23 protein-coding genes and 1 tRNA gene are annotated in these 25,898 nt (G+C 71.3%); 14 read left to right on the forward strand and 10 right to left on the reverse strand.

Annotation, left to right across the window (positions count from 1 at the left end; translation table 11 throughout):
- The first annotated feature begins 109 nt into the window (after positions 1 to 109).
- A complete protein-coding gene (gene paaN, locus ACZ6K0_RS20215; RefSeq protein ID WP_469231199.1) occupies positions 110 to 1,807 on the forward strand; it encodes a phenylacetic acid degradation protein PaaN in 1,698 nt (565 codons plus the stop codon).
- A gap of 102 nt (positions 1,808 to 1,909) precedes the next feature.
- Here paaN and ACZ6K0_RS20220 read toward each other — a convergent pair whose 3' ends face one another.
- The 3 genes from ACZ6K0_RS20220 to ACZ6K0_RS20230 are packed head-to-tail and all read right to left on the reverse strand — an operon-like array spanning position 1,910 to position 4,673.
- A complete protein-coding gene (locus ACZ6K0_RS20220) occupies positions 1,910 to 2,602 on the reverse strand; it encodes a TrmH family RNA methyltransferase (RefSeq protein ID WP_376397711.1) in 693 nt (230 codons plus the stop codon).
- Complete coding sequence (locus ACZ6K0_RS20225; protein WP_469231201.1) at positions 2,599 to 3,825, reverse strand: HTTM domain-containing protein; 1,227 nt, start codon at positions 3,823 to 3,825, stop codon at positions 2,599 to 2,601. Before ACZ6K0_RS20225 ends, ACZ6K0_RS20220 begins: the two co-directional genes overlap by 4 nt.
- Entirely contained in the window at positions 3,822 to 4,673 is an 852-nt protein-coding gene (locus ACZ6K0_RS20230) for a DUF5819 family protein (RefSeq protein ID WP_469231203.1), read from the reverse strand. Before ACZ6K0_RS20230 ends, ACZ6K0_RS20225 begins: the two co-directional genes overlap by 4 nt.
- A 112-nt stretch (positions 4,674 to 4,785) precedes the next feature.
- Between ACZ6K0_RS20230 and paaA the strand changes: the two genes are divergently transcribed.
- From paaA to ACZ6K0_RS20260, 6 genes are all read left to right on the forward strand, one after another.
- The gene (gene paaA, locus ACZ6K0_RS20235; protein WP_376397719.1) at positions 4,786 to 5,802 is read left to right on the forward strand and encodes a 1,2-phenylacetyl-CoA epoxidase subunit PaaA; all 1,017 of its coding nucleotides are present in this window, start codon (positions 4,786 to 4,788) and stop codon (positions 5,800 to 5,802) included.
- A complete protein-coding gene (gene paaB, locus ACZ6K0_RS20240) occupies positions 5,799 to 6,086 on the forward strand; it encodes a 1,2-phenylacetyl-CoA epoxidase subunit PaaB (protein ID WP_015034815.1) in 288 nt (95 codons plus the stop codon). The genes paaA and paaB overlap by 4 nt, the downstream gene beginning before the upstream one ends.
- Complete coding sequence (gene paaC / locus ACZ6K0_RS20245) at positions 6,083 to 6,820, forward strand: 1,2-phenylacetyl-CoA epoxidase subunit PaaC (protein ID WP_376397723.1); 738 nt, start codon at positions 6,083 to 6,085, stop codon at positions 6,818 to 6,820. Before paaB ends, paaC begins: the two co-directional genes overlap by 4 nt.
- Positions 6,814 to 7,311, forward strand: a complete 498-nt coding sequence (gene paaD / locus ACZ6K0_RS20250) for a 1,2-phenylacetyl-CoA epoxidase subunit PaaD (protein ID WP_469231206.1) — start codon at positions 6,814 to 6,816, stop codon at positions 7,309 to 7,311. The genes paaC and paaD overlap by 7 nt, the downstream gene beginning before the upstream one ends.
- Positions 7,312 to 8,400, forward strand: coding sequence for a 2Fe-2S iron-sulfur cluster-binding protein (locus tag ACZ6K0_RS20255; RefSeq protein ID WP_469231210.1), 1,089 nt, complete (start codon positions 7,312 to 7,314; stop codon positions 8,398 to 8,400).
- Positions 8,401 to 8,498: 98 nt separating this feature from the next.
- Complete coding sequence (locus tag ACZ6K0_RS20260; RefSeq protein ID WP_469231219.1) at positions 8,499 to 9,632, forward strand: acyl-CoA dehydrogenase family protein; 1,134 nt, start codon at positions 8,499 to 8,501, stop codon at positions 9,630 to 9,632.
- 55 nt (positions 9,633 to 9,687) lie between these two features.
- Here the strand turns inward: ACZ6K0_RS20260 and ACZ6K0_RS20265 are convergent, their stop codons facing one another.
- From ACZ6K0_RS20265 to ACZ6K0_RS20280, 4 genes are all read right to left on the reverse strand, one after another.
- Entirely contained in the window at positions 9,688 to 10,032 is a 345-nt protein-coding gene (locus ACZ6K0_RS20265) for a rhodanese-like domain-containing protein (protein WP_376397734.1), read from the reverse strand.
- A gap of 57 nt (positions 10,033 to 10,089) precedes the next feature.
- A complete protein-coding gene (locus ACZ6K0_RS20270) occupies positions 10,090 to 10,902 on the reverse strand; it encodes a hypothetical protein (protein ID WP_376398440.1) in 813 nt (270 codons plus the stop codon).
- Between the two features lie 270 nt (positions 10,903 to 11,172).
- Positions 11,173 to 12,636: a DUF2252 domain-containing protein gene (locus ACZ6K0_RS20275; RefSeq protein ID WP_469231221.1), complete on the reverse strand. Its 1,464-nt coding sequence runs from the start codon at positions 12,634 to 12,636 to the stop codon at positions 11,173 to 11,175.
- A gap of 104 nt (positions 12,637 to 12,740) precedes the next feature.
- A complete protein-coding gene (locus ACZ6K0_RS20280; protein ID WP_469231223.1) occupies positions 12,741 to 13,835 on the reverse strand; it encodes an ABC-2 transporter permease in 1,095 nt (364 codons plus the stop codon).
- A 94-nt stretch (positions 13,836 to 13,929) separates the two neighbouring features.
- Between ACZ6K0_RS20280 and ACZ6K0_RS20285 the strand changes: the two genes are divergently transcribed.
- Positions 13,930 to 14,403 carry a MarR family winged helix-turn-helix transcriptional regulator gene (locus ACZ6K0_RS20285; RefSeq protein ID WP_469231224.1) on the forward strand — a complete coding sequence of 158 codons (474 nt, stop codon included), beginning with the start codon at positions 13,930 to 13,932 and terminating at the stop codon, positions 14,401 to 14,403.
- 22 nt (positions 14,404 to 14,425) lie between these two features.
- Here the strand turns inward: ACZ6K0_RS20285 and ACZ6K0_RS20290 are convergent, their stop codons facing one another.
- The 3 genes from ACZ6K0_RS20290 to ACZ6K0_RS20300 form a co-directional block, all read right to left on the reverse strand.
- Positions 14,426 to 15,085: a response regulator gene (locus ACZ6K0_RS20290; RefSeq protein ID WP_376397746.1), complete on the reverse strand. Its 660-nt coding sequence runs from the start codon at positions 15,083 to 15,085 to the stop codon at positions 14,426 to 14,428.
- Positions 15,086 to 15,124: 39 nt separating this feature from the next.
- Positions 15,125 to 16,939: a sensor histidine kinase gene (locus tag ACZ6K0_RS20295; protein WP_469231496.1), complete on the reverse strand. Its 1,815-nt coding sequence runs from the start codon at positions 16,937 to 16,939 to the stop codon at positions 15,125 to 15,127.
- A gap of 200 nt (positions 16,940 to 17,139) precedes the next feature.
- Positions 17,140 to 17,226, reverse strand: a tRNA-Leu gene (locus ACZ6K0_RS20300).
- 485 nt (positions 17,227 to 17,711) lie between these two features.
- Between ACZ6K0_RS20300 and ACZ6K0_RS20305 the strand changes: the two genes are divergently transcribed.
- The 6 genes from ACZ6K0_RS20305 to pknB all read left to right on the forward strand — a co-directional run bounded on the left by ACZ6K0_RS20305 (position 17,712) and on the right by pknB (position 25,849).
- The gene (locus ACZ6K0_RS20305) at positions 17,712 to 18,602 is read left to right on the forward strand and encodes an FhaA domain-containing protein (protein WP_469231226.1); all 891 of its coding nucleotides are present in this window, start codon (positions 17,712 to 17,714) and stop codon (positions 18,600 to 18,602) included.
- Positions 18,603 to 18,612: 10 nt separating this feature from the next.
- Positions 18,613 to 19,137 carry an FHA domain-containing protein FhaB/FipA gene (locus ACZ6K0_RS20310; RefSeq protein WP_376397751.1) on the forward strand — a complete coding sequence of 175 codons (525 nt, stop codon included), beginning with the start codon at positions 18,613 to 18,615 and terminating at the stop codon, positions 19,135 to 19,137.
- Between the two features lie 87 nt (positions 19,138 to 19,224).
- The gene (locus tag ACZ6K0_RS20315) at positions 19,225 to 20,718 is read left to right on the forward strand and encodes a Stp1/IreP family PP2C-type Ser/Thr phosphatase (RefSeq protein WP_376397754.1); all 1,494 of its coding nucleotides are present in this window, start codon (positions 19,225 to 19,227) and stop codon (positions 20,716 to 20,718) included.
- A gap of 26 nt (positions 20,719 to 20,744) precedes the next feature.
- Complete coding sequence (locus ACZ6K0_RS20320) at positions 20,745 to 22,166, forward strand: FtsW/RodA/SpoVE family cell cycle protein (RefSeq protein ID WP_376397757.1); 1,422 nt, start codon at positions 20,745 to 20,747, stop codon at positions 22,164 to 22,166.
- Complete coding sequence (locus ACZ6K0_RS20325; RefSeq protein ID WP_469231229.1) at positions 22,163 to 23,629, forward strand: peptidoglycan D,D-transpeptidase FtsI family protein; 1,467 nt, start codon at positions 22,163 to 22,165, stop codon at positions 23,627 to 23,629. Before ACZ6K0_RS20320 ends, ACZ6K0_RS20325 begins: the two co-directional genes overlap by 4 nt.
- A 171-nt stretch (positions 23,630 to 23,800) precedes the next feature.
- On the forward strand, positions 23,801 to 25,849 hold the full coding sequence (gene pknB, locus ACZ6K0_RS20330; RefSeq protein WP_469231231.1) for a Stk1 family PASTA domain-containing Ser/Thr kinase: 2,049 nt from the start codon (positions 23,801 to 23,803) through the stop codon (positions 25,847 to 25,849).
- Positions 25,850 to 25,898 lie beyond the last annotated feature (49 nt).

Consider the following 25,898-nt stretch of genomic DNA (forward strand, 5'->3'; position numbering starts at 1 on the left):
CGATGGGTTTTCCACAGGATCGACGGACCCCCTTGTCCCGACCGATCGTTCGGTTACTCTAACTCCGTACGTGTCTCCCTGCCCAGCTCGACGAGGAGTTGGTCCATCCATGGCCACCGCTCTGCCGACCACCGACCGTCTGGCCGAGAAGCACCGGTCCACGCTCGATCAGGCACTCGCCACGATCCGCACGCGCGCCTACTGGTCGCCGTACCCCGAGCACCCGAAGGCGTACGGGGAGGACGGCTCGCTCGACGCGGCTGCCGGTCTCGCCGCCCACAAGGCCCTGCTGAACACCCGCTTCGAGCTCGACCAGCCCGGCACGGACGGCTGGACCGGCGGCGAGGTCTCGCCGTTCGGCCCGGAGCTCGGCATCGAGTACCCGCACGCCGACATCGACGTCCTGCTGCCCGCGATGCGCGCGGGCACGGCCGCCTGGCGCGACGCCGGGGCCGAGACCCGTGCCCTCGTCTGCCTGGAGATCCTGTCCCGGATCTCGGCCCGCACCCACGAGTTCGCCCACGCCGTCATGCACACCAGCGGACAGGCGTTCATGATGGCGTTCCAGGCCGGCGGCCCGCACGCCCAGGACCGCGGCCTGGAGGCCGTGGCCTACGCGTACGAGGAGCAGACCCGTACCCCCGCCGGGCGGGCCGGCTGGTCCAAGCCCCAGGGCAAGCGCGACCCTCTGGAGCTGTCCAAGGAGTTCACCCCGGTCGGCCGCGGCATCGCCCTGGTGATCGGCTGCAACACCTTCCCCACGTGGAACGGCTACCCGGGCCTGTTCGCCTCGCTGGCCACCGGCAACCCGGTCCTGGTCAAGCCGCACCCGCGCGCCGTCCTGCCGCTCGCGCTCACCGTCTCCGTGGCCCGTGAGGTGCTCGCCGAGTCCGGCTTCGACCCGAACCTGGTCGCGCTCGCCGTCGAGCGCCCGGGCGAGGGCATCGCCAAGACCCTGGCCGTGCGCCCCGAGATCCGGATCATCGACTACACCGGCTCGACCGCCTTCGGCGACTGGCTGGAGGCCAACGCCCGCCAGGCGCAGGTCTACACGGAGAAGGCCGGGGTCAACACGGTCGTGGTCGACTCGACCGACGACTACAAGGGCATGCTGGGCAACCTCGCCTTCTCGCTGTCGCTGTACAGCGGCCAGATGTGCACGACCCCGCAGAACCTGCTGATCCCGCGCGACGGCATCACCACCGACCAGGGCCCCAAGTCGTACGACGAGGTCGTCGCCGACCTCGCGGCGGCGGTCGGCGGCCTGCTCGGCGACGACGCCCGGGCGAACGGCCTGCTCGGCGCGCTGGTCAACCCCGACGTGAAGGCGCGCCTGGAGGCCGCCGCCGGCCTGGGCGAGGTGGCGCTCGCCTCCCGCGAGGTCGTCAACCCCGACTTCCCGGACGCCGTGGTCCGTACGCCGGTCATCGTGAAGCTGGACGGCTCCAAGCCCGACGCGCAGGCCGCGTACTTCTCCGAGTGCTTCGGCCCGGTCTCCTTCGCCGTCTCGGTGGACTCCACCGCCGACGCCCTGGAGCTGCTGCGGCGCACGGTCCGCGAGAAGGGCGCGATGACGGTCGGCGCGTACACGACCTCGGCCGAGACCGAGCGCGCGGTCGAGGAGGTCTGCCTGGAGGAGTCGGCGCAGCTCTCGCTGAACCTCACGGGCGGGGTGTTCGTCAACCAGACGGCGGCGTTCTCCGACTTCCACGGCTCCGGCGGCAACCCCGCGGCGAACGCGGCGCTGTGCGACGGCGCCTTCGTCTCGAACCGCTTCCGGGTGGTGGAGGTCCGCCGCCAGGCCTGACCCAACGAGCACCGCGGGGGCCCTCCGGGGCCTCCGCGGTCTTCTCGATCTCCGTGGCCCGCGGTCTCCGTGGCCCGCGGTCTCTCCGACCCCCGTGGTCCGTCAGGCGGGGGAGTCGATCTCCGCGTACCGCTGCACCCACGCGTGCATGGCGATCGCGGCGGCGGCCCCGGCGTTGATCGACCGGGTCGAGCCGAACTGGGCGATCGAGCAGACCATCTCGACGTGCGCGCGTGCCTCGTCCGTGAGCCCCGGGCCCTCCTGGCCGAAGAGCAGCACACAGCGGCGCGGCAGCACGGTCCGCTCCAGCGGCACCGCGCCCGGGAGGTTGTCGATCCCGATGATCGGCAGGCCCTCGGACGCCGCCCACGCGGTCAGCGACTCGGTGTCCGGGTGGTGGCGGACGTGCTGGTAGCGGTCGGTGACCATGGCGCCCCGCCGGTTCCAGCGCCGCCGCCCCACGATGTGGATCTCCTTCGCGAGGAAGGCGTTGGCGGTCCGCACGACCGAGCCGATGTTGAAGTCGTGCCCCCAGTTCTCCACCGCCACGTGGAAGTCGTGGCGGTGGGTGTCGAGGTCGGCGACGATCGCCTCCCGCGTCCAGTACCGGTAGCGGTCCACGACATTGCGCCGGTCGCCGTCGGCGAGCAGCTCGGGGTCGTACCGCTCGCCCTCCGGCCACGGCTCCGGGTGCGGCCCGACGCCGATCTCGGGGCCGAACCCCTCGTCGTACTGAACCGGCTCGGCCGCTGCCTCCGCCGTATCGGTTCCGGGCTTCTCTTCGGTGCTGCTCACCCGACGAGGGTACGGGGGCCGTGCTCCTCACCCGTACGGCGCTGCTCGGGCACCGCCCCGGCGGACCGCCGCCTCAGCAGCCGGTCCCTGCCCCGGACCGCCCGTGCGCCGAGGGCCACCAGGAAGGCGGTCGGCAGGAACACCGCGTCGGCGGAGATCATCGCGAGGGAGAAGACCGGCAGGCCGAGGAGCAGGGCGATCCCGGCGTGCTCCAGCATCATCGCGACCAGCAGGACGTTCTTGACCTTGCGGTGGAAGAGCGTGAAGGGGAAGGCGACCTGCACGATCACCGTGCCGTAGGTCAGCAGCATCACCATGATCCCGCTGGCGCCGAGGAGCTCGGAGAGCGCGGGCCAGGGCGAGAAGTAGTCGAGGTGGAGCGGGTAGTACAGGGCCGTGCCGTCCTGCCAGCGCGAGCCCTGGATCTTGTACCAGCCGGCCGTGGCGTAGATCAGACAGACCTCGGCCATGATCACGACGAGGGCGGCGTTGTGCGTGAGGTTCGCGAGGACGTCGAGCAGGGTGCGCGGCTCCCCGGGGGCGAGCCGGCACACCAGCCACCACAGCCCGTGCCCGAGCCACAGCACCCACAGCAGCACCGGCAGCCACCACTCTCCGGTGACGTCGCTGAACCAGGTGGTGGCGAGCAGGAAGCCGCCGAGGACGGTCCACAGCAGCGGTCCGGCGATGTCCTCGCGGGCCCCGCAGGCGGCCCTCCTGGCGGCTCTCCTCGCGTCGAGGGACCACACCTGGCCGCAGCGGGTCAGCACCAGGTAGATCGCGGCGAGGTGGAGGACGTTGTCGCCGCCGTCGCCCAGGAAGACGGAGCGGTTCTGCAGCGAGAGGACCCCGACCATGAAGACCACCGACACGGCGCGGGTGTGCCAGCCGACGAGGAGCAGGACGGCGGAGAGCACCGCGAGCCCGTAGACGAGCTCGAACCACACCCGTCCGTCCGACCACATCAGCACGGTGAAGGCCCGGTTGTCGGCGGTCAGCCGGCGCGCCAGCTCCCAGGACCAGGGGCCGTCGGGCCCGTACATCTCGTGCCGGTGCGGCAGCTCGCGCAGCAGGAAGACGAGCCAGGTCAGCGAGAAGCCGATCCGCACGATCGCGGTCTGGTGCGGGCCGAGCGCACGGCCCGTGACGGCCTGGACGGCGCGGGCGATCCGCCGGTCGAAGGGCTCACGCGTACGCGCGCGCGGGGCGGTGGGACCGCTCATCGGCCCGCCTCCGTACGGCTCGGGGCGGCGCCGTCCGGCGGCGTGGCGCCGTCCGGCAGGTCGGCGCCGGTCACCTTCCACCAGGGGAGCTCGCGGTAGGAGGGGGTTTCGTCGTTCTTCTCGGTGCTCCACCGGGGCGCGGGTACGGGCCGGGTGACCGCCCGGAGCTGGACGCGCCGCACGTCGGCCCCTTCGAGGGACGGGAGGCCGTCGAGCCGGAGCATCGCGATCCGGCGCATGTACTCCTCCGAGAGGTGGCCGCGCATCCCGTGGGGGCTGTCGTCGTCGGAGTGCGAGTTCAGGTAGAAGTCCACGGCCCTGCGGAGCTCGTTCTGCTGGGTGTGACTGGGCAGCGGGTTGTGGCGGATCGCCGCGGCGTCCTGGGCGGTGAGGTCGATCCAGCCGGTGGTGCTGCGGCCGGCTCCGGCGGTGACGACCTCGGCGCGGACCTCGACGGAGACGTTCTGCTGGAGCGGATTGGGCGCGAAGAGCTTCCAGTTCTGTTCGAACTCGGGATAGACCCAGTCGTCGACGGCCTGGCCGTGCCGTTTGGTGAGCGTGTTGGACGGCGCGACGTGCAGGAACACCATCGCCAGGTGGACGCAGACGAAGACCCCGGCCACGGCGAGGGCCACGGCGGCGACGACCTGGTAAGGCAGCGACAGGGCCATGATCCCGCTGCCCGTGGGCCCCGCGGGCCCGGCGGACCCGGCCGCGTGCGGGCCGCTCGTCGCCTCGTCCGCGTCCGTCACGCGAGCCGCGTCGACGCCCGCATCAGCGCCCGCGACGCCCGCTTCGACGTCCGATTCGACGTCCGCGTCGATGTCCCTTTCGACGTCCGCGTCCATCCCGCCCCGATCCCGATCGGCCCACCTCGGTTATCCACAGGGTTGACACCATACGGGCCGCCGACTCACCATTGAAGCCATTCAACCGAACGATCGGTCGGTAGGGGGTTCGATGACCGCAGTGACGGCAGGGACGACAGGAACCACGGGCGCGCCCGGCGTGTCGGACGCGGCCGTAGCGGCGACACAGGCCGCCTACGAAGCCGTGTTCGACGCCGCCGTGGCCGCCGACGAGCGGATCGAGCCGCGCGACTGGATGCCCGAGGCCTACCGCGCCTCGCTCGTCCGGCAGATCGCGCAGCACGCCCACTCCGAGATCATCGGCATGCAGCCCGAGGCGAACTGGATCACCCGCGCGCCCTCGCTGCGCCGCAAGGCGATCCTCATGGCCAAGGTCCAGGACGAGGCCGGCCACGGCCTGTACCTGTACAGCGCCGCGGAGACCCTCGGCACCAGCCGCGACGAGCTGCTCGACAAGCTCCACGCCGGCCGCCAGAAGTACTCCTCGATCTTCAACTACCCCACGCTGACCTGGGCCGACGTCGGCGCGATCGGCTGGCTCGTGGACGGGGCCGCGATCACCAACCAGGTCCCCCTGTGCCGCTGCTCCTACGGCCCGTACGCCCGCGCGATGGTCCGGGTCTGCAAGGAGGAGTCCTTCCACCAGCGCCAGGGATACGAGGCCCTCCTCGCCCTGTCGAACGGCACCGAGGCCCAGCACGCCATGGCGCAGGACGCGGTGGACCGCTGGTGGTGGCCCTCGCTGATGATGTTCGGCCCGCCGGACGACGAGTCCACCCACACCGCCCAGGCGATGGCCTGGAAGATCAAGCGCCACACCAACGACGAACTGCGCCAGCGCTTCGTCGACATCGCCGTCCCGCAGGCCGAGGCCCTCGGCCTCACCCTCCCCGACCCCGACCTCCGGTGGAACGAGGAGCGCGGGCACCACGACTTCGGGCCCATCGACTGGACCGAGTTCTGGGACGTCCTCAAGGGGAACGGCCCCTGCAACGACCAGCGGCTGAGCAAGCGGCGCCAGGCCCACGAGGACGGCGCCTGGGTCAGAGAAGCAGCCGCGGCCTACGCGGAGAAGCACACCGGCAAGCACGGGGAGGCACAGGCATGACGAGCGACGGTTGGCCGCTGTGGGAGGTGTTCGTGCGCTCCCGCCGCGGACTGTCCCACACCCACGCGGGCAGTCTCCACGCGCCCGACGCGGAGATGGCCCTGCGCAACGCCCGCGACCTGTACACCCGCAGGAGCGAAGGCGTCTCGATCTGGGTCGTGCCCTCCACGGAGATCACCGCCTCCTCGCCCGACGAGAAGGACCCCTTCTTCGAACCGGCCGCGGACAAGCCCTACCGCCACCCGACGTTCTACGAGATCCCGGAGGGGGTGAAGCACCTGTGAGCACCTCCGACACCCGCGAGGCCACCGTGCCCACCGCCGCCGCCCTCGCCCTCGGCGACGACGCCCTCGTCCTCTCCCACCGCCTGGGGGAGTGGGCCGGCTCCGCCCCCGTCCTGGAGGAGGACGTCGCCCTGGCGAACATCGCGCTCGACCTGCTCGGCCAGGCCCGCGTCCTGCTCTCCCTCGTCGGAGACGAGGACGAACTGGCCTACCTCCGCGAGGAGCGCTCCTTCCGGAACGCGCAACTGGTCGAACAGCCGAACGGCGACTTCGCCCACACCATCGCCCGGCAGCTGTACTTCTCCACCTACCAGCGCCTCCTGTACGGGCAGCTGGCGACCGGCGACGGCCCCTTCGCCGGCCTGGCGGCCAAGGCCGTCAAGGAAGTCGCCTACCACCAGGACCACGCCGAGCACTGGACCCTGCGCCTCGGCGACGGCACCCCCGAGAGCCACGAGCGGATGCAGCGGGCGTGCGACGCCCTCTGGCGCTACACCGGCGAGCTGTTCCAGCCCGTCGACGGCCTCGACGTGGACCACACCGCCATGGAGAGCGCCTGGCTCGACTCCGTCACGGCCGTCCTCGACAAGGCCACGCTCACCCCGCCCACCGGCCCCCGCACCGGCGCCTGGGCCGCGGGCGCCGGCCGACAGGGCCTCCACACCGAGTCCTTCGGCCGCATGATCGCCGAGATGCAGCACCTGCACCGCAGCCACCCGGGGGCGACATGGTGACCATGACGGCCCTGGAAGAGCGGCTCAGCCGGATCGCCGGCGCCGTCCTCGACCCGGAGCTGCCCGTCCTCACCCTGGAGGAGCTCGGCGTCATGCGGGGCGTCCACGTCACCGGCCCCGGCCGGGTCGAGGTCTCCCTCACCCCGACGTACACGGGCTGCCCCGCCATCGAGGCGATGTCATCGGACATCGAGCGCGCCCTCCACGAGCACGGAGTGCCGGACGTCTCCGTCGTCACCGTCCTCGCCCCCGCCTGGTCCACCGACGACATCAGCGAGGAAGGGCGGCGCAAGCTCGCCGAGTTCGGCATCGCCCCGCCCCGCCCCCAGGGCCCGGCCGGCGGCCCCGTGCCCCTGACGCTGGCGATCCGCTGCCCCCACTGCGGCTCCACCGACACCGAACTCCTCAGCCGCTTCTCCTCCACCGCGTGCAAGGCCCTCCGCCGCTGCACCGCCTGCCGCGAACCGTTCGACCACTTCAAGGAGTTGTAGATGCCGCCCTCAGCCGCCGGCCGGGCCGGGTTCCATCCCCTCCGGGTGAGCGAGGTCGAGCAGCTCACGGACGACTCCGTGGCCGTCACCTTCGCGGTACCCCCCGAGCTCCACGAGACGTACCGGCACGTCCCCGGCCAGCACCTCGCCCTGCGCCGCACGGGCGAGCAGGGGGAGGAGATCCGGCGCACCTACTCGATCTGCGCCCCCGCCGCCCCCGCGGGCGAGCCCCCCGTCCTGCGCGTGGGCATCCGGCTCGTCGACGGCGGCGCGTTCTCGACGTACGCACTCAAGGAACTGGCCGTCGGCGACCTCGTCGAGGTCATGGAACCCATGGGCCGCTTCGCGCTCACCCCGCGCCCCGGCCACTTCGCCGCCGTCGTCGGCGGCAGCGGCATCACCCCGGTCCTCTCCATGGCCGCCACCCTGCTCGCCCGGGAGCCCGAGGCCAGGTTCTGCCTGATCCGGAGCGACCGCACCGCCTCCTCCACGATGTTCCTCGACGAGGTGGCCGACCTCAAGGACCGCTACCCGGACCGCTTCCAGCTCGTCACCGTGCTCTCCCGCGAGGAACAGCAGGCGGGACTGCCCTCCGGCCGCCTCGACCACGAGCGGCTGACCGCACTGCTGCCCGCGCTGCTGCCCGTCGGCGAGATCGACGGCTGGTTCCTCTGCGGCCCCTTCGGACTCGTCCAGGGCGCCGAGCAGGCACTGCGCGGCCTCGGAGTCGACCGCGGCAGGATCCACCAGGAGATCTTCCACGTCGACGACGGCTCGGCACCCACCCCGGTCGCCGCGACCGACACCCCCGCGCACGCGAACCTGACCGCGACCCTGCACGGCCGCTCCGGCACCTGGCCCGTGGACCGCGGCGAGACGCTCCTCGACACCGTGCTGCGCGCCCGCGCGGACGCCCCGTACGCCTGCAAGGGCGGAGTGTGCGGCACCTGCCGCGCCTTCCTCGTCGGCGGAGAGGTCCGCATGGACCGCAACTTCGCGCTGGAGCCCGAAGAGACCGAAGCCGGATACGTCCTGGCCTGCCAGTCCCATCCCGTCACCCCGGACGTGGAGTTGGACTTCGACCGCTGACGAGTCCCGGCACCACCATTCCCTTCCGCTAGAACCTGTTCTATCTTGACGGCTCGTCAGGGCAGAGAGAGCAGGAGCAGCAACGGGAGGGCAGGACCGTGGACTTCACCTTCACCGAAGAACAACAGGCGGCCGTCGAGGCGGCCAAGGCGGTCTTCGCGGGCATCGCACCCGACGCCGTACCGAGCCCGGCCCTCACCCCGGGCGCCGTCTCCGAGGACCTCGACCGACCGCTCTGGTCCCGCCTCGCCGCCGCCGACCTGCTCGGACTCGTCCTCTCCCCCGAGCACGGCGGCGCCGGACTCGACCCCGTCGCCCTCTGCCTCGTGCTGCGCGAATCCGCCCGCGTCCTCGCCCGCGTACCCCTGCTCGAAACCGGCGCCGTCGCAATGACCATCGACCGGTACGCGGACCGCTCGACGGCCGCCGCGCTGCTCCCCCGCGTCTGCCGCGGCGAACTCGTCCTCACCGCCGCCTCCCACGGACGCACCGGCCACGACCCGGCCGACCGCGCCGTCACCGCCCGCCGCGACGGCACCACCTGGATCCTCGACGGACTCCAGAGCGCCGTCCCCTGGGCCCACGGCGCCGACCTCGTCGCCGTCCCCGCACACACCCCCGAGGACCGCACCGTCCTCGCCCTGATCCCCCGCACCCACGAAGGCGTCACCCTCGCCGAGCAGTACTCCACCAGCGGCGAACTCCTCGCCGAACTCCGCCTCGACGCCGTACGCCTCGACAGCACCGACGTCATCGACACCGAAGGCGCCTGCGAGCGACTGCGCGAACTCCTCACCACCGGCACCTGCGCACTCGCCCTCGGACTCGGCGAGGCCGTCCTCGCCATGACGAGCCAATACACCGGCAAGCGCGAACAGTTCGGCCACCCCGTGGCCACCTTCCAGGCCGTCGCCGTCCAGGCCGCCGACCGCTACATCGACCTGCGCGCCATGGAGGCCACCCTCTGGCAGGCCGCCTGGCGCGTCTCCACCGGAGCCGACGGGGCGCTCCCCGCCGCCGGGGACATCGCCGTCGCGAAGATCTGGGCCTCCGAGGGCGTCCGGCGCGTGGTGCAGACCGCCCAGCACCTGCACGGAGGCTTCGGCGCCGACACCGACTACCCCCTGCACCGCTACCACGCCTGGGCCAAGCAGCTCGAACTGTCCCTCGGCCCCGCAGCAGCCCACGAGGAGGCACTGGGCGACCTCCTGGCCGCCCACCCCCTCGGCTGACGCCTCAGCTCACCGCAGCACCGCAGCACCGTCAGCACCACGGCTCCGCAGCGCCTCAGAGGACGAAGGCCGGGCTCCCGTTCCCCGTCACCATCGGACGCCCGGCACCGTCCCAGGCGATCATCCCGCCGTCGATGTTCACCGCGTCGAAGCCCTGCTGCACCAGGTACTGCGTGACCTGCGCCGACCGGCCGCCCACCCGGCACATCACATAGGCGGTACCGCTCTCGGCCACCGCCTCCGTGACCTGACCGAAGCGCGCCACGAAGTCACTCATGGGCACGTGCAGCGCACCCTCGACGTGACCGGCCTCCCATTCGTTGTCCTCCCGGACGTCCAGCACCAGGGCATCGGCCGGCACGGAAGCCGCGTCCACCGAGGGCAGCGGGGAGAAATTCATGGGACTGGCCTTCTCTCGTCAGATGCGCCCGACGAAGTTCGAGCGCACGGAAAAAACCTACTCCACCAGCCCGGCAAGCTCGGCCTCACGCTCGGAGACCTGTGCGAGCAGCTGCTCCGCGATCTCCTCCAGAAGCCGGTCCGGGTCGTCCGGAGCCATCCGCAGCATCGCCCCGATCGCGGACTCCTCCAGCTCGCGCGCCATCACGGACAGCATGTCCTTGCGCTCCGCCAGCCACTCCAGGCGCGCGTACAGCTCCTCGTTCTCGCTGAGCCGCTCCTCGGCCGGCGCCGGCCCGGCCTCCCACTCGGCGGCGAGCTCGCGCAGCTGCGCCTCGTCGCCCCGGGCGTAGGCGGCGTTCACCCGCGTGATGAACTCCTCGCGCCGCTGCCGCTCGCCCTCCTCCCGAGCCAGGTCGGGGTGGACCTTGCGGGCCAGCTCGCGGTAGAGCCTGCGCGCTTCCTCGCCGGGCCGGACCCGCTTCGGAGCCTGCACCGGCCGCTCGTTGAGCATCGCCGCCGCCTCGGGGGAGAGGCCGTCGGAGTCGATCCAGTCGTTGAACAGCTCCTCCACCCCCGGCATGGGCATGACCGCGGCCCGCGCTTCCTGGGCCCGCCGCAGATCCTCCGGGTCCCCGGTGCGCGCCGCCCGTGCCTCGGCGATCCGCGCGTCGAGCTCGTCGAGCCGCGTGTACATGGGGCCGAGCTTCTGGTGGTGCAGCCGCGAGAAGTTCTCCACCTCGACCCGGAAGGTCTCGACGGCGATCTCGAACTCGATCAACGCCTGCTCGGCCACCCGCACGGCCCGCTCCAACCGAGCCTCGGGCCGCTCGTCAGCACCCGCCGCCTCAGCACCCGGCTCACCGCCCACAGCCGGCTCACCCTCAGCCCGCTGACCGCCCACAGACGGCTCGCCCGCAGCCCGCTCGCCACCCGCATACGGCTCGCCCGCGGACGCCTCGGCCTCAGCCCGCTCGTCCGCGGACCGCTCGGCCTCGGGCTCGTCGTTCGCACCCTGGTCCACGCTCACGTTCACGCCCGCCCACGTCCTCGTTCCGGCTCGTCCCACCCAGCCTACGGTCCTTCAGGGGGGCCTCCCCCCTCCCTCCCCCTCCCCTCCCTCCCCCGGTGCGGGCGTCGGTCAGACGCCCAGTTCCGCCTCTATGCGTCCCGCCCGGACGGCGGCGAGCAGGTCGGCGTGGTCCGCGGTGGTGCGGTCCGCGTACGTGACGGCGAAGGACGCGACGGCCTCGTCCAGCTCCTCGTTCTTGCCGCAGTAGCCGGCTATCAGCCGCGGATCGGCGCTGTGGGCGTGCGCCCTGGCCAGCAGCGCCCCGGTCATCCGGCCGTAGTCGTCGACCTGCTCCACGGTGAGGGCGGCCGGGTCGACGCTGCCCTTGCGGTTGCGGAACTGACGCACCTGGAAGGGGCGCCCTTCGACCGTCGCCCACCCGAGGAGATGGTCGCTCACCACCTGCATCCGCTTCTGCCCGAGCACCACGCGCCGACCCTCGTGGCCGGGGTCCGGCACGGTGAAGCCCACGGCCGGCAGGTACGGCAGCAGGGCCGAGGGCCTCGCCTCCTTGACCTGGAGCACCAGCGGCTCGCCCCGGTGGTCGAGCAGCAGCACGACATAGGAGCGGGTGCCGACGCTGCCGGTGCCGACGACCCGGAACGCCACGTCGTGGACGGCGTACCGCGCGAGGAGCGGCAGCCGGTCCTCGGACACGGTCTCCAGGTAGGCGCCGAGCGAGGCGGCGACGGCCGCCGCCTCACCGTCGGGGACTCTGCGCAGCACCGGGGGAGCGTCCACGAACCTGCGGCCGCCGCCCTCGGCATCGGTCACCACCTCGGTCGACCGGGCGGCGAAGCGGGCGCTGGTGTTGTTCCGGGCCTTCGCCGAGACCTTCTCCAGGGTGCCGAGGAGATCGCGGGCGTCGGTGTGCGAGACGAGTTCCTCGTCGGCTATCGCGTTCCAGGCGTCGAGGGCGGGGAGCCGGGCCAGGAGGCGCATGGTGCGCCGGTAGGCGCCGACGGTGTCGAACGCGGCCGCCCGGCACACCTCCTCGCTCGCGCCGACCTCGCGACCGGCGAGGACGAGCGAGGTGACGAGCCGCTTGAGGTCCCATTCCCAGGGGCCGACGATCGTCTCGTCGAAGTCGTTGAGATCCATGACGAGCCTGCCGCGTGCGTCGCCGTAGAGGCCGAAGTTGGCGGCGTGCGCGTCGCCGCACAGCTGGGCGGATATCCCGGTGACGGGGGTCGTGACGAGGTCCTGGGCCATCAGCCCGGCGGATCCGCGCAGGAAGGCGAAGGGGCTCGCCGCCATCCTCCCGACCCGTATCGGCGCGAGCTCGGGCACCCGGTCCCGGCTGGACTCCTCGACGGCGCGGACGGCGTCCGGCCGGTCGGCCGCGAGCGCCGGCCGGTCGTGCGCGGAGCGCGGCACCCGGCCGCGCAGCGCCTTGCCCACGTCCCTGGGGGAGACCCCCGAGCCGCCGACGGCGGTGCGGCGCGCGAAGCCCGGTACGTGCGGGACGCGGTCACCGTCCGTCTCCCCGTCCGTACCGCGCTGCCCCGGCACCACGGCCCGAATCTCGTCCATGGGACGTCCTCCCCCCGATGCGATGTCCAACATCATCCGGCCCTGAAGGTACCGCCGCACCTGATAGACCGTCTCCCCCTGTGGACAACGGCCTGTGGACAACCTCAGACGGCGACCGCCTCCTCCATCTCCTCCTCTGCCTCGACCTTCTCGCCGGCCTTCACATCGGCCTTGCCCGCTGCCTTGCCCGCTGCCTTGCCGGCTGTCTCGCCGGCTGCCTTCTCCGCGCCGCTCCGCCTGGCCTCCACGACGCCTGCGGTCACCACGAGCGCGGCTCCGGCGAGGAGCCAGAGGGAGAGGACGAGGACGTGTCCGCCGAGTGCGTGGCCGCCGAAGTAGACATGGCTGCGGACGCCCTCGACGAAGCCCGCGCCGTTCCAGAAGGCGTGGAGCGCTCCGAAGAAGCCGGGTTGGAGCTCGGGCCGGTAGATGCCGCCGGAGCTCGTGAAGTTGAGCATGACGAAGAGCACCATCACGCCGAGGGTGGTCCAGCGGCGCAGGAAGGTGTGGAGGCCGACGCCGACGAGCAGGATGCCCGCCGCGTACAGCCAGGACATCGCCCAGACTCCGCCGAGGCCCTGGTCGACGAGGTGGAAGAGCGGTCCGGCGAACAGGGTGCCGATGAGGCTGACGACCAGCGACATCGCGGCGGCGAGGAGGGCCCTGATCCGCATGGGCAGGACGGCGCCGGCTCCGCCGATGACGGCGACGGAGGCGTAGGCACCGATGCTGAGGGCGACGAGCAGGAAGAAGACGCCCTGGCCGGTGGGGTCGCCGGAGGCGACGGGGGTGACGTCGGTGACCTTGAGCGGGGCGTCCTGTGCGGCGGCGACCTTGGTGAAGACCTTCTCGACGGCCATGGCGCTGGTGTCGGAGGAGCCCGAGGCGACGAGGAGTTCGGGCTTCTCGCCGGGGACGTAGGCCCCGAAGCTGCCCTGCTCGCGCAGGGAGGCGACGGCCGTCTCCCGGTCCGCGACGGTACGGACGTCGAGGGCGCCGGCGCCCTTGTCCTGGAGCGTCTGCGCGAGGACCTGGGCGCTCGGGCCGGAGCCGACGACGTCGACGCGCAGGTCGTGGGGTGCGGGGGCGTGGAAGGCGCCGAGGTAGGCGAGGCCCATGCCGACGCACATCAGCAGGGGGGTGAGCAGATGTCCGAGGACATGCCGCAACGCGCCGTTGGTGCTCGGTCCTGCGGACACCGAAACCTCCATGGTTGGCTTTTACAACTAAAGAACGGTTGTACTATACAACTGAAACCGCAGGCGAAGGCAACCGACGACAGGGGAGCGCACCATGACCGGTGGCGCAGACGTACCGCGCGAAGCGTCCTTGGACGTCATCCAGCGCGAGCTGACGGCCTTCGCGCGCCGCGCGCGGGCCGCGGCGGCCCGGGTCCACCCCGAGCTCCCGCTCGTCTCCTACACGCTTCTCGCCCACATCGACGACCAGCGCGGCTGCCGCGCTACGGACCTCGCGGCCCACTACCTGCTGGACAAGTCGACGGTCAGCCGCCAGGTCGCCACCCTGGAGAAGCTCGGCCTCGTCGAGCGCCGGCCCGCGCCCGACGACCACCGCGTCCAGGTCCTGCACCCCACGGAGGCGGGCGCCCAGGTCCTCGCCGCGGCCCAGACGAGCCGCCACGCCGCCTACGAGGAACGCCTCAGGGACTGGTCGGGCGACGACCTCGCCCGGTTCGCCGCCTATCTGCTCCGCTACAACACCGCGGGCACGAGCGGCCTCCCGGACGGCGACAGCGCCCCACGCTGACCCGGCCCACCCGAGAAGGGGCCTACAGCCCCGCGTCCCGGGCCAGCAGCGCCGCCTGCACCCGGTTCTCGCAGTCCAGCTTGGCCAGGATCCGGCTCACGTACGTCTTCACCGTGGCCTCGCTCATGTGCAGCCGTCTGCCCGCGTCCGCGTTGGACAGCCCTTCCCCGAGCACCGCCAGTACCTCGCGCTCCTTCTCGCTCAGCGCCGCCACCCGTGCCCGCGCCTGCTCGGACCGCGCGGCCTCCCGGCCCGTGGCGAGCCGCTCCACCACGTGTCGGGTCGCCGCCGGCGACAGATACGCGTCCCCCGCGGCGGCCGCCCGCACCGCCCGGATCAGCTCCGCCGGCGCCGTGTCCTTGAGCAGGAACCCGGCACCCCCGTGCTCCAGCGCCCGCAGGACGTTCTCCCGCTCCCCGAAGGTCGTCAGGACGATCACCCGGGCCTCCGGTGCGGCCCGGCGCAGCTCCGGCAGCGCGGAGAGACCGTCGAGCACCGGCATCTGGATGTCGAGCAGCACCACGTCGGCGGCGTGCGCCCGCGCCGCCTCGACGGCCGCCCGGCCGTCGGCCGCCTCACCGACCACCTCGATGTCCGGGTCCGAGATGAGGATCATCCGGATCCCGGCCCGGATCAGGGGCTCGTCATCGGCGATCACGACCCTGATGGGCTGCCCTGCCACAGCTACTCCCCCACGACTCCGGTAGGACCGAGGACAGCGTCACCGCTGCTCGACCACGTACGACTTCTTCTCGATCAGCTTGCCGTCCTTGAAGCAGAACCGGAAAACGGGCTCCTCGTCGAACTTCTCGCCCGTGTCCGAGGACAGCAGCACCAGACAGTCCGAGCCCTCCGGCCGCGCGGGCCCCTTGCCGGTCAGCCCCACGGTGGCGATCGAATCGCCCGAAGGGAGTCGGTCACGGACCTCCCGCTCGGCCGTGCCGACCTTCACCGCGTCGTACTGCTCGGGCTCGATCATCCCCTTCTCCATCGAACCGATCATGAAGAAGAGACCGAAGCCCGCGGCCACCACGAGCAGCACGACCGCCGCGAACGCGATCCCGCACCCCAGGGCGACCCCGCCGCCCGCGCCCATGCCCCTGCCCCTGCCTCTGCCCCCGCGCACCGCCATCGCCAGCTCCCGCTCCGTGAACGTCCAGTCGGCCGGTCCGACCACGACCGGACGACCATCGCCCACGAGCGGGGTCGTCGACTGCTGCCGGAAGTCGTCGGCGGCATCGACCAAAGGCGCTGCCTCGGCGACGGGCGCCGCCCCGTACGGCAGCATCCCGGCCACCCGGAACCCGCCTCCGTCGGCCGGACCCGCGTGGCACATGCCGCCCACCAGGCGGGCCCGCTCGGCCAGCCCGGTCAGCCCCTGCCCGCCGCTCACCACGTCCTTGGCCGGGCCGCCCTCCGACTCCTCGTTGAGGACCTCCACGACGAAGGCGTCCGGCTCGTACCGCAGCTCGACGCCGATCGGCGCCCCCGGCGCGTACTTGTAGGCGTTGGTCAGCGCCTCCTGCACGATCCGGTACGCGGCGTGGTCCGCGGCCGGCGCCAGCGACCGCTCCTCCCCGACCCGGCGCAGCCCGACCGTGGTCCCGGCCGCTCGGGCCGCCTCCACGAGCCCGTCGATGCCGGCGGTCCCCCGCGCCGCCCGCCCCGTCTCGTCCCCGGCCCGCGCGGGCGCGGAGGCCGTGCCCTCCGTCGCCTCGATCCCGTCGCGCAATATGCCGACGACCTCCCGCAGCTCGTGCATCGCCGTCACCGACGCGTTCCGCAGGACTCCGACGACCTCGCGCTGCCGCTCGCTCAGCTCCCGGTCGACCTCCAGGGCACCCGTGTGCACGGCGATCAGCGCCAGCTGGTGTCCGAGGCTGTCGTGCATGTCCTGGGCGATCCGCTGCCGCTCCCGCAGCCGCGCCTGCCAGGCCACCATGGTCCGCTCCCGCAGCAACTGGGCGTTGCGCTCCTGGAGGGCGTGCAACAGGGTCCGCCGCTGGGTCCAGTAGCGGTGCGCGAGACCGGGCGCGAGCGTGGTGCCCAGGTAGTAGAGGGTCGCGAGGAAGGCCACCGTGAGCAGCCGCTGGCGGTCCCAGGTCTCCAGGAGCGTCCCTCCGACGTCCAGGACGAAGGCGGCCATGAACGCGGCCAGCGCCTGCCCGGCGCTCGCGACGTACCGGCCGGCCGACCAGCTGACGACGATCAGCAGCGGCCCGAAGCCGGGCAGGAAGGGGGCGAGCGCCGCAGTGAGGACGAGGACGCTCGCGGGCAGCCTGCGGCGCAGCAGCGACAGCACGGCGGCACCGGCGGCGACTCCGGCCAGCCGCCAGCCCTCGCCGCCCAGGAGCTCCTCGCTCCCGGCGGCGAGCAGCGCGACGACCACGGCGAGCGAGATCTCACCGGCGGTCCTGCGCCGCGACCACTGTCCGGGTACGGCGAACCATCCCCAGCAGGCAACGGCCCTGGCCCTGATTCCTGTGTCTTTCCCGGTGTCGCTCCCGCTCGCGCCCCGGTCCCCCGACTTCGACATAACGTCCACGCTCGCACCCTAGGCAGCGGCCCCATCCACGGACGTCCGTCTTTCGTCTCGCGCTCCGACGACAAAAGTCGCGACCTCGCCCCAAGCCTTCTCGCACCCGGCACCGGCACGCGGCCCCGACGTGGGAAGGCTCACATTCCACGACACAAACGCGGAAGCCCCGTAGGTCATTGACCTACGGGGCTTCCGTCTGGTGCGCGAGGGGGGAGTTGAACCCCCACGCCCTTTCGGGCACTGGAACCTGAATCCAGCGCGTCTGCCTATTCCGCCACCCGCGCATTGGTGACCTCCAAGCCCCTCACCTTTCGGTGCGAGCGCCTGGCGACATCTGAAGATTAGCACGTCGGAGACCGTGGATTCACATCCCTTGTTTCGTCCCCACTCCCGCAGAACAAGGAGAGAGGGAGGCCTGACGGAGACCCCGAAGGGAACGAGTGAGGGAGGAGAGGAAGGGGAGGCAGGAAGGTGACGGAGCCGGAAGGAACGGAAGGAAGGGAAGAGAACGGATGGAAGGGAGGAACGGAAGGAGAAGGGAGGAAGGTGACGGACCGCACTCCGCTCCGGAGGCCGGACCCCCGGTCCCACCGCCGGTCCCTCCGTCGGGTGCGGGACACTGTCCACAGGCCGCCTCTACGATCCGGGGGAAAGGTCTGTGAGAGGTGACACTCGTCCACAGGGCAGAGAAGGGGAACCAGCCGATTTCCCGACGCGTGGATACGATCAGTAAGCAGTACCAGGACGACAACGACGGAGGAGGTGCCCCATGGGAGTCCTGAAGCGATTCGAGCAGCGCCTCGAAGGTCTGGTCAACGGCACCTTCGCCAAGGTCTTCAAGTCCGAGGTCCAGCCCGTCGAGATCGCCGGCGCGCTCCAGCGCGAGTGCGACAACAACGCGACGATCTGGAACCGCGAGCGGACCGTCGTCCCCAACGACTTCATCGTGGAGCTGAGCGCGCCGGACTACGAGCGCCTCAGCCCCTACTCGGGCCAGCTCGGCGACGAGCTCGCCGGCCTGGTCAGGGACTACGCGAAGCAGCAGCGGTACACCTTCATGGGCCCGATCAAGGTCCATCTGGAGAAGGCCGACGACCTCGACACCGGTCTGTACCGGGTGCGCAGCCGCACACTCGCGTCGAGTACGTCACAGCCGCAGCCGCCCGCCGGCGGACCCCAGCAGCACCAGCAGCACCACCAGCAGCAGGGCCCGGCGCAGGGCCGCGGCGGTTACGGGTACCCCCCGGCCGGCGCCCCGCCCATGCCCGCCTCGCCCCCTCCCGGCGCCCCCGGCCACCGGCCGGCGGCACCCGCCGGGCGTCCGGCGGGCGGCCCCGTGGCCGTGCCCGGCACGGGCACCGGGGCAGGAGCGGGCTCCCGCGTCCGCCACTGGATCGAGATCAACGGCACCCGCCATCAGATCTCCCGCCCGACCCTGGTCCTCGGCCGCAGCACCGACGCGGACGTGAGGATCGACGATCCCGGCGTCTCCCGCCGGCACTGCGAGATCCGGACCGGAACGCCCTCGACGATCCAGGATCTGGGATCCACCAACGGCATCGTGGTGGACGGGCAGCACACCACCCGCGCTACGCTCCGCGACGGCTCGCGGATCGTCGTGGGCAGCACCACCATCGTTTACCGGCAAGCCGAAGGGTGAAGCGGGGGCAATGTCAGAGCTGACCCTGACGGTCATGCGGTTGGGTTTCCTGGCCGTTCTGTGGCTGTTCGTCATCGTGGCCGTCCAGGTCATCCGCAGCGATCTGTTCGGAACGCGGGTGACGCAGCGCGGTTCACGGCGCCAGGACGCCCGGCCGCAGCAGAACACGCGCCAGCAGACCGCCGCGCCTCCGCAGCAGCGCGGCCAGCAGCCGACCGCGGGCGGGCGGCAGCGCCGTGGCGCCCCGACCAAGCTGGTCGTCTCCGAGGGCACCCTCACGGGCACCACCGTCGCCCTCCAGGGCCAGACGATCACGCTGGGCCGGGCGCACGATTCGACGATCGTGCTGGACGACGACTACGCGTCCAGCCGGCACGCCAGGATCTACCCGGACCGGGACGGCCAGTGGATCGTCGAGGATCTCGGGTCCACGAACGGCACCTATCTCGACCGGACCCGCCTCACCACCGCCACACCGATTCCGCTGGGCGCGCCGATTCGCATCGGCAAGACCGTCATCGAGCTGCGGAAGTAGTACGACAATGAGCGGAGCGACCGGAGGGTGGGCAGTGTGGGTCGAGACCGGCTGTACCCCGATGCAGCGTCGACAGGGCAGGTGCGCATGACTCTGTCCCTGCGTTTCGCCGCGGGCTCCCACAAGGGCATGATCCGCGAGGGCAACGAGGACTCCGGCTACGCCGGCCCCCGGCTGCTCGCGATCGCCGACGGCATGGGCGGCCAGGCCGCCGGTGAGGTCGCCTCCTCCGAGGTGATCTCGACGCTCGTCACGCTCGACGACGACGTCCCCGGTTCCGACATCCTCACCTCGCTCGGTACGGCGGTGCAGCGCGCCAACGACCAGTTGCGGATGATGGTCGAGGAGGACCCGCAGCTGGAGGGCATGGGCACGACGCTCACGGCCCTGCTGTGGACCGGTCAGCGCCTCGGCCTCGTGCACGTCGGCGACTCGCGCGCGTACCTGCTCCGTGACGGTGTCCTCACCCAGATCACGCAGGACCACACGTGGGTCCAGCGCCTCGTCGACGAGGGCCGGATCACCGAGGAAGAGGCCACCACCCACCCGCAGCGCTCGCTCCTCATGCGCGCGCTCGGCAGCGGTGACCACGTCGAACCCGACCTCTCCATCCGTGAGGTCCGGGCCGGCGACCGCTATCTGATCTGCTCCGACGGCCTGTCCGGCGTGGTGTCCCACCAGACCCTCGAGGACACGCTCGCCAGCTACCAGGGCCCGCAGGAGACCGTGCAGGAGCTGATCCAGCTCGCGCTGCGCGGCGGCGGCCCCGACAACATCACGGTGATCGTCGCCGACGTCCTCGACGTCGACGGCGGCGACACCCTCGCCGGTCACCTCAGCGACACCCCGGTCATCGTGGGCGCGGTCGCCGAGAACCAGGCCGCCCAGCTGAACGACGGCGGGGCGATGCAGACCCCCGCCGGCCGCGCCTCCGGCCTCGGCCGCCCGGCCCCGCACCAGCAGCCGCCGGCTGGCGGCTTCGGTCCGCCCGGCAGCGGTGACGACCACGGCTACGGCGGCATGCCGCCGCAGGGCTCCTTCGAGTCGTACACGGACGACGACTTCGTCAAGCCGCGCACCGGCCGCAAGTGGCTCAAGCGCTCCTTCTTCCTCGTCCTGGCCCTCGCCCTCGTCGGCGGCGGGCTCTACGGCGGCTGGCGGTGGACGCAGACGCAGTACTTCGTCGGCTCCAAGGACCAGCACGTGGCGCTCTACCAGGGCATCAGCCAGGACCTGGCGTGGGTCTCGCTGTCGAAGGTCGAGAAGGACCACCCCGAGATCGAACTCAAGTACCTCCCCGCCTACCAGCGGAAGCAGGTCGAGGACACGATCGCGGGCGGCAGCCTCGGCAAGGCCGAGACGAAGATCTCCGAGCTGGCCGCGCAGGCCTCGGCCTGCAAGAAGACCGAGCAGCGCCGCGCCGCCGCCGAGAAGGCCGCGGACCAGGCGAGCAAGCCGCCGGCCGAGACGCCGGAAGGCACCGCCACCCCTGACTCCAAGCCCACCACAGCCGCTCCGTCGCCGGGTCCCACCCTCACCGCGGAGGAGCAGAAGCTGGCCTCGAACTGCGGCAAGCAGTAAGCACCCGTAGGGGGCCTTTCACCACCATGAGCGTTGTCACCAACACGACCACCATCGGCGCGATCGAGGCGCCGAGCCGCCGCAACACCGAGCTGGCGCTGCTCGCGTTCGCCGTCGTCATCCCGGTGTTCGCGTACCTCAACGTGGGCCTGGCCATCGACGGCAAGGTCCCGGCCGGCATGGCCGGGTACGGGCTGGGCCTCGCCCTGCTCGCAGGCGTCGCGCACCTCGTGGTGCGGAAGTGGGCCCCGTACGCGGACCCGCTGCTGCTGCCCCTCGCGACCCTGCTCAACGGCATGGGTCTGGTGCTGATCTGGCGCCTCGACCAGTCGCCGCGGCTGATCGCCAAATCCATCCGGGACTTCGGCAGCTTCAGCCCGGACGCCCCGAAGCAGATGCTGTACTCGGCGATCGGCATCGCCATGTTCGCGGGCGTGCTGCTGCTGCTCAAGGACCACCGGGTCCTCCAGCGGTACACGTACATCTCGATGGCGGCCGCCCTCGTCCTGCTGCTGCTGCCGCTCGTTCCAGGCCTCGGCACCCCGGTCTACGGCGCGAAGATCTGGATCAACATCGCCGGGTTCTCCATCCAGCCCGGTGAGTTCGCCAAGATCGTGCTGGCGGTGTTCTTCTCCGGCTACCTCATGGTGAAGCGTGACGCCCTGGCCCTGGCCAGCCGCCGCTTCATGGGGCTCTACCTGCCCCGCGGCCGTGACCTCGGCCCGATCCTGACGATCTGGGCGGTCAGCCTCCTCATCCTGATCTTCGAGAACGACCTCGGTACGTCGCTGCTCTTCTTCGGCATGTTCGTGATCATGCTGTACGTGGCGACGGAGCGGACCAGCTGGATCGTCATGGGTCTGCTGATGTCCGTCGCGGGCGCGGTCGGCGTGGCCTCCTTCGCGAGCCACGTCCAGGCCCGTGTCGACGCCTGGGCCGACCCGTTCGCCTGCGCGGAAACGGTCCCCGCCTGTGACCAGATGACCCAGGTGCTGATGTCCTTCGGCTCCGGCGGCATCCTCGGCACGGGTCTCGGCCAGGGCAACTCGGACCTCATCGGCTTCGCCGCCAACTCCGACTTCATCTTCGCCACCGTCGGCGAGGAGCTCGGACTCACCGGCGTGATGGTCTTCCTGCTCCTCTACGGGCTGATCGTCGAGCGCGGTGTCCGCACCGCCCTCGCCGCCCGCGACCCCTTCGGCAAGCTCCTCGCGATGGGCCTCTCCGGCGCCTTCGCGCTCCAGATCTTCGTCGTCGCCGGCGGCGTGATGGGCCTCATCCCGCTCACCGGTATGACCATGCCGTTCCTCGCGTACGGCGGTTCCTCCGTGATCGCCAACTGGGCCCTCGTCGGCATCCTGATCCGGATCAGCGACACCGCGCGCCGTCCCGCGCCCGCGCCCGCCCCGTCCCCCGACGCCGAGATGACCCAGGTGGTCCGTCCGTGAACAAGCCGCTGCGGCGGGTCGCGATCTTCTGTGGCCTGCTCGTTTTCGCCCTGCTCCTGCGCGACAACTGGCTCCAGTTCGTCCGCGCCGACGAGCTGAACGCCCACTCGCGCAACAAGCGCGTGCAGATCGAGCGGTATGCCAACCCCCGCGGCAACATCATCGTCGACGGCAAGCCGATCACCGGGTCCGCCGACTCGCAGGACACGTTCTACAAGTACAAGCGCACCTACACCGACGGCCCCATGTGGGCCCCGGTCACCGGGTACGCCTCGCAGGCCTACGACGCCAACCAGATCGAGAAGATCGAGGACGGCATCCTCACCGGCAACGACGACCGGCTCTTCTTCGACCGTACGCTCGCCATGTTCACCGGTGAGACGAAGAAGGGCGGCGACGTCGTCACCACCCTCAGCGGTGCCGCCCAGAAGGCCGCCTTCGACGGCCTCGGCAACAACACCGGCGCCGTCGTCGCGATCGAGCCGTCCACCGGCAAGATCCTCGCGATGGCGTCCACGCCGTCGTACGACCCCTCTTCCTTCGCCGGTTACTCCGGCAAGGACGAGAAGGCCTGGGTCGGGCTGGAGAGCGACAAGAGCAAGCCGAAGCTGAACCGCGCCATCCGCGAGATCTACCCGCCCGGCTCCGTCTTCAAGGTCGTCACCGCCGCCGCGGCGCTGGAGAACGGCAAGGTCACCGACATCAACGCGGCGACCGACACCCCCGACGGCTGGAAGATCCCGCTCTCCACCAAGGAGATGATCAACCACGCCAAGGGCTGCGCCAACGCCAGCCTCACCAAGGCGCTGGAGATCTCCTGCAACTCGGTCTTCGCGAAGCTCGGCGACGACGTCGGCCGCGACAAGATGGTGGAGATGGCCGAGAAGTTCGGTTTCAACGCCGAGCAGTTCACCCCGGTCCGCTCCGCAGCCTCCGTCTACGACAAGAAGATGGACCGCGGCGGCAACGCGCTCTCCTCCATCGGCCAGTTCAACACCGCGACCACCCCGCTCCAGATGGCGATGGTCACGGCGGCGATCGCCAACGACGGCAAGCTGATGAAGCCGTACATGATCGACCAGCTGCGCGCCCCGAACCTCGACATCGTCAAGCAGAACGAGCCGGAGGAGATGAGCCGGCCGGTCTCGCAGGAGAACGCCCAGCTGCTCCAGCAGATGATGGAGAACGTCGTCACCAAGGGCACCGGCGGCAACGCCGACCTGCACATGGACGGCGTCAAGGTCGGCGGCAAGACGGGTACGGCCCAGCACGGCGACAAGAACGCGAAGCGCCCGTACGCCTGGTTCATCTCGTACGCCAAGACCGACCAGGGGTCCCCGGTGGCCGTGGCCGTGATCGTCGAGGACTCCGAGGGCACCGACCGCGAGGACATCAGCGGTGGCGGCCTGGCCGCGCCGATCGCGAAGGCCGTCATGAAGGCGGTCATCAAGAGCCGGGGCTGATCCCGGAACGGTACGAACCAGGTAGACGGTACGAACCAGGTACCGGTCAGGTATCAGCTACCGGCCCCGAGCGGAACGTCTTCCCGGGGCCGGTAGCGTATGCGCGAACAGCACACACCGCCGGACCACCCATGGGTGCGGTCGGGACAGACGGAGAGGGCTGGATTAGCTATGGAAGAGCCGCGTCGCCTCGGCGGCCGGTACGAGCTGGGCTCGGTGCTCGGCCGTGGTGGCATGGCCGAGGTGTACATCGCCCAGGACACCCGGCTCGGCCGCACCGTCGCCGTGAAGACGCTGCGGGCCGACCTGGCCCGCGATCCGTCCTTCCAGGCCCGGTTCCGCCGTGAGGCACAGTCCGCCGCCTCGCTGAACCACCCGGCGATCGTCGCGGTCTACGACACCGGCGAGGACTACGTCGACCAGGTCTCCATCCCGTACATCGTGATGGAGTACGTCGACGGGTCGACCCTGCGCGAGCTGCTGCACTCGGGGCGCAAGCTGCTGCCCGAGCGCACCCTCGAGATGACGGTCGGCATCCTCCAGGCGCTCGAGTACTCCCACCGCGCCGGCATCGTGCACCGCGACATCAAGCCGGCGAACGTCATGCTGACGCGCACCGGCCAGGTCAAGGTCATGGACTTCGGCATCGCGCGCGCCATGGGCGACGCGGGCATGACCATGACCCAGACCGCCGCGGTGATCGGCACCGCCCAGTACCTCTCCCCGGAGCAGGCCAAGGGCGAGCAGGTCGACGCCCGGTCCGACCTGTACTCCACGGGCTGCCTGCTGTACGAGCTGCTGACCGTCCGGCCGCCCTTCGTGGGCGACTCGCCGGTCGCGGTCGCGTACCAGCACGTCCGCGAGGAGCCGCAGCCGCCGAGCAACTTCGACCCCGAGATCACGCCGTCGATGGACGCCATCGTCCTCAAGGCGCTGGTCAAGGACCCCGACTACCGCTACCAGTCGGCGGACGAGATGCGCGCGGACATCGAGGCCTGCCTCGACGGTCAGCCGGTCGCGGCCGCCGCGGCGATGGGCATGGGGATGGGCATGGCGGGCGCGCCCGCGTACGGCGGGGGCTACGGCGGTTATCCGCCGGAGGACCAGCCGACCACCGCCCTGCGCCAGGCCGACCCGGCCGGTCAGACGTCGATGATGCCCCCGGTCAACGGGGACGACGGTGGCTACGGCTACGACGACCGTCCGGACCGGCGCCGCGGTGGTGGCCAGAAGAAGTCGAACACCTCGACGATCCTGCTGGTCCTCGCGGGCATCCTGGTGCTCGTCGGCGCGATCTTCATCGGCGTCTCGCTGATGGACAAGAAGGAGGGGCCCCAGCAGGTCCTGGTCCCCCAGCTCGTCGGTCAGCCGCTGAAGACGGCGGAGGGTCTCGCGGCGAACGCGCAGGTGAAGGCGGTCCAGGCCGGCACCGAGCGCTGCGACGAGCCCAAGGGCTCCGTCTGCCGGCAGTCCCCGGTCGCGGACAACATCGCGAAGATGGACACCGGCAGCACGATCCAGGTGTACGTCTCCGAGGGCGCCCCCCTCGAAGAGGTCCCGGACGTCGTCGAGCAGTCGCAGGAGCGCGCCGAGGAGAGCCTGAAGGCCAAGGGCTTCAAGGTCAAGGTCGAGCAGCAGGAGTCCGATGAGGACCCGGGCACGGTCCTGAGCACGGACCCGCAGGGCGGCACCAAGGCGGAGAAGAACTCCGAGGTGACGATCACGGTCGCGAAGCAGATGCAGACGACGGTTCCCCCGGTCGTCGGCAACCCGCTCGCTCAGGCCGAGCAGCAGCTGAAGGACCTGGGCTTCACCGTGGTCACGCAGTACGTGGACTCGGATCAGCCCAAGGACCAGGTCGTGAAGCAGACCCCGGACGGCAACTCCTCGGTCGGGAAGAACTCCGAGGTGACGCTCCAGGTCTCCAAGGGCCCGCAGCAGACCCAGGTCCAGATCCCCACGGACATCGCGACGAAGCCGTTCAAGGACGTCAAGGCGCAGCTTGAGGCCTTGGGTCTGGTCGTCGTCCAGCAGGGCTCCGACAAGGAGGACGCCACGGTGATCACCTCGAACCCGGGGCCGGGTTCGATGATCAACACCGGTGAGACGGTCACGGTCATCACCGTGGGCGGCGGCGGCAACCCCGGCGACAACGGCGGCAACCCGGGCGGCGACCCCAACGGCGGGGACAACAACAACGGCGGCGGCTTCTTCGACTGACGGCCCGACCCGCACGCGCACCCGCACGCGCACGCATCACGACCGAGCC

The sequence above is a fragment of the Streptomyces sp. NPDC042346 genome (assembly GCF_055581845.1).

Coding starts and splice junctions, on each gene's coding strand:
- paaB (WP_015034815.1), top strand. CDS start 5,799: ATGACGAGCGACGGTTGGCCGCTGTGGGAGGTGTTCGTGCGCTCCCGC.
- ACZ6K0_RS20315 (WP_376397754.1), top strand. CDS start 19,225: ATGACTCTGTCCCTGCGTTTCGCCGCGGGCTCCCACAAGGGCATGATC.
- ACZ6K0_RS20255 (WP_469231210.1), top strand. CDS start 7,312: ATGCCGCCCTCAGCCGCCGGCCGGGCCGGGTTCCATCCCCTCCGGGTG.
- ACZ6K0_RS20230 (WP_469231203.1), bottom strand. CDS start 4,673: ATGGACGCGGACGTCGAAAGGGACATCGACGCGGACGTCGAATCGGAC.
- paaD (WP_469231206.1), top strand. CDS start 6,814: ATGGTGACCATGACGGCCCTGGAAGAGCGGCTCAGCCGGATCGCCGGC.
- paaA (WP_376397719.1), top strand. CDS start 4,786: ATGACCGCAGTGACGGCAGGGACGACAGGAACCACGGGCGCGCCCGGC.
- ACZ6K0_RS20305 (WP_469231226.1), top strand. CDS start 17,712: ATGGGAGTCCTGAAGCGATTCGAGCAGCGCCTCGAAGGTCTGGTCAAC.
- pknB (WP_469231231.1), top strand. CDS start 23,801: ATGGAAGAGCCGCGTCGCCTCGGCGGCCGGTACGAGCTGGGCTCGGTG.
- ACZ6K0_RS20310 (WP_376397751.1), top strand. CDS start 18,613: ATGTCAGAGCTGACCCTGACGGTCATGCGGTTGGGTTTCCTGGCCGTT.
- ACZ6K0_RS20275 (WP_469231221.1), bottom strand. CDS start 12,636: ATGGACGAGATTCGGGCCGTGGTGCCGGGGCAGCGCGGTACGGACGGG.
- ACZ6K0_RS20265 (WP_376397734.1), bottom strand. CDS start 10,032: ATGAATTTCTCCCCGCTGCCCTCGGTGGACGCGGCTTCCGTGCCGGCC.
- ACZ6K0_RS20225 (WP_469231201.1), bottom strand. CDS start 3,825: ATGAGCGGTCCCACCGCCCCGCGCGCGCGTACGCGTGAGCCCTTCGAC.
- ACZ6K0_RS20285 (WP_469231224.1), top strand. CDS start 13,930: ATGACCGGTGGCGCAGACGTACCGCGCGAAGCGTCCTTGGACGTCATC.
- ACZ6K0_RS20320 (WP_376397757.1), top strand. CDS start 20,745: ATGAGCGTTGTCACCAACACGACCACCATCGGCGCGATCGAGGCGCCG.
- ACZ6K0_RS20295 (WP_469231496.1), bottom strand. CDS start 16,939: ATGTCGAAGTCGGGGGACCGGGGCGCGAGCGGGAGCGACACCGGGAAA.
- paaN (WP_469231199.1), top strand. CDS start 110: ATGGCCACCGCTCTGCCGACCACCGACCGTCTGGCCGAGAAGCACCGG.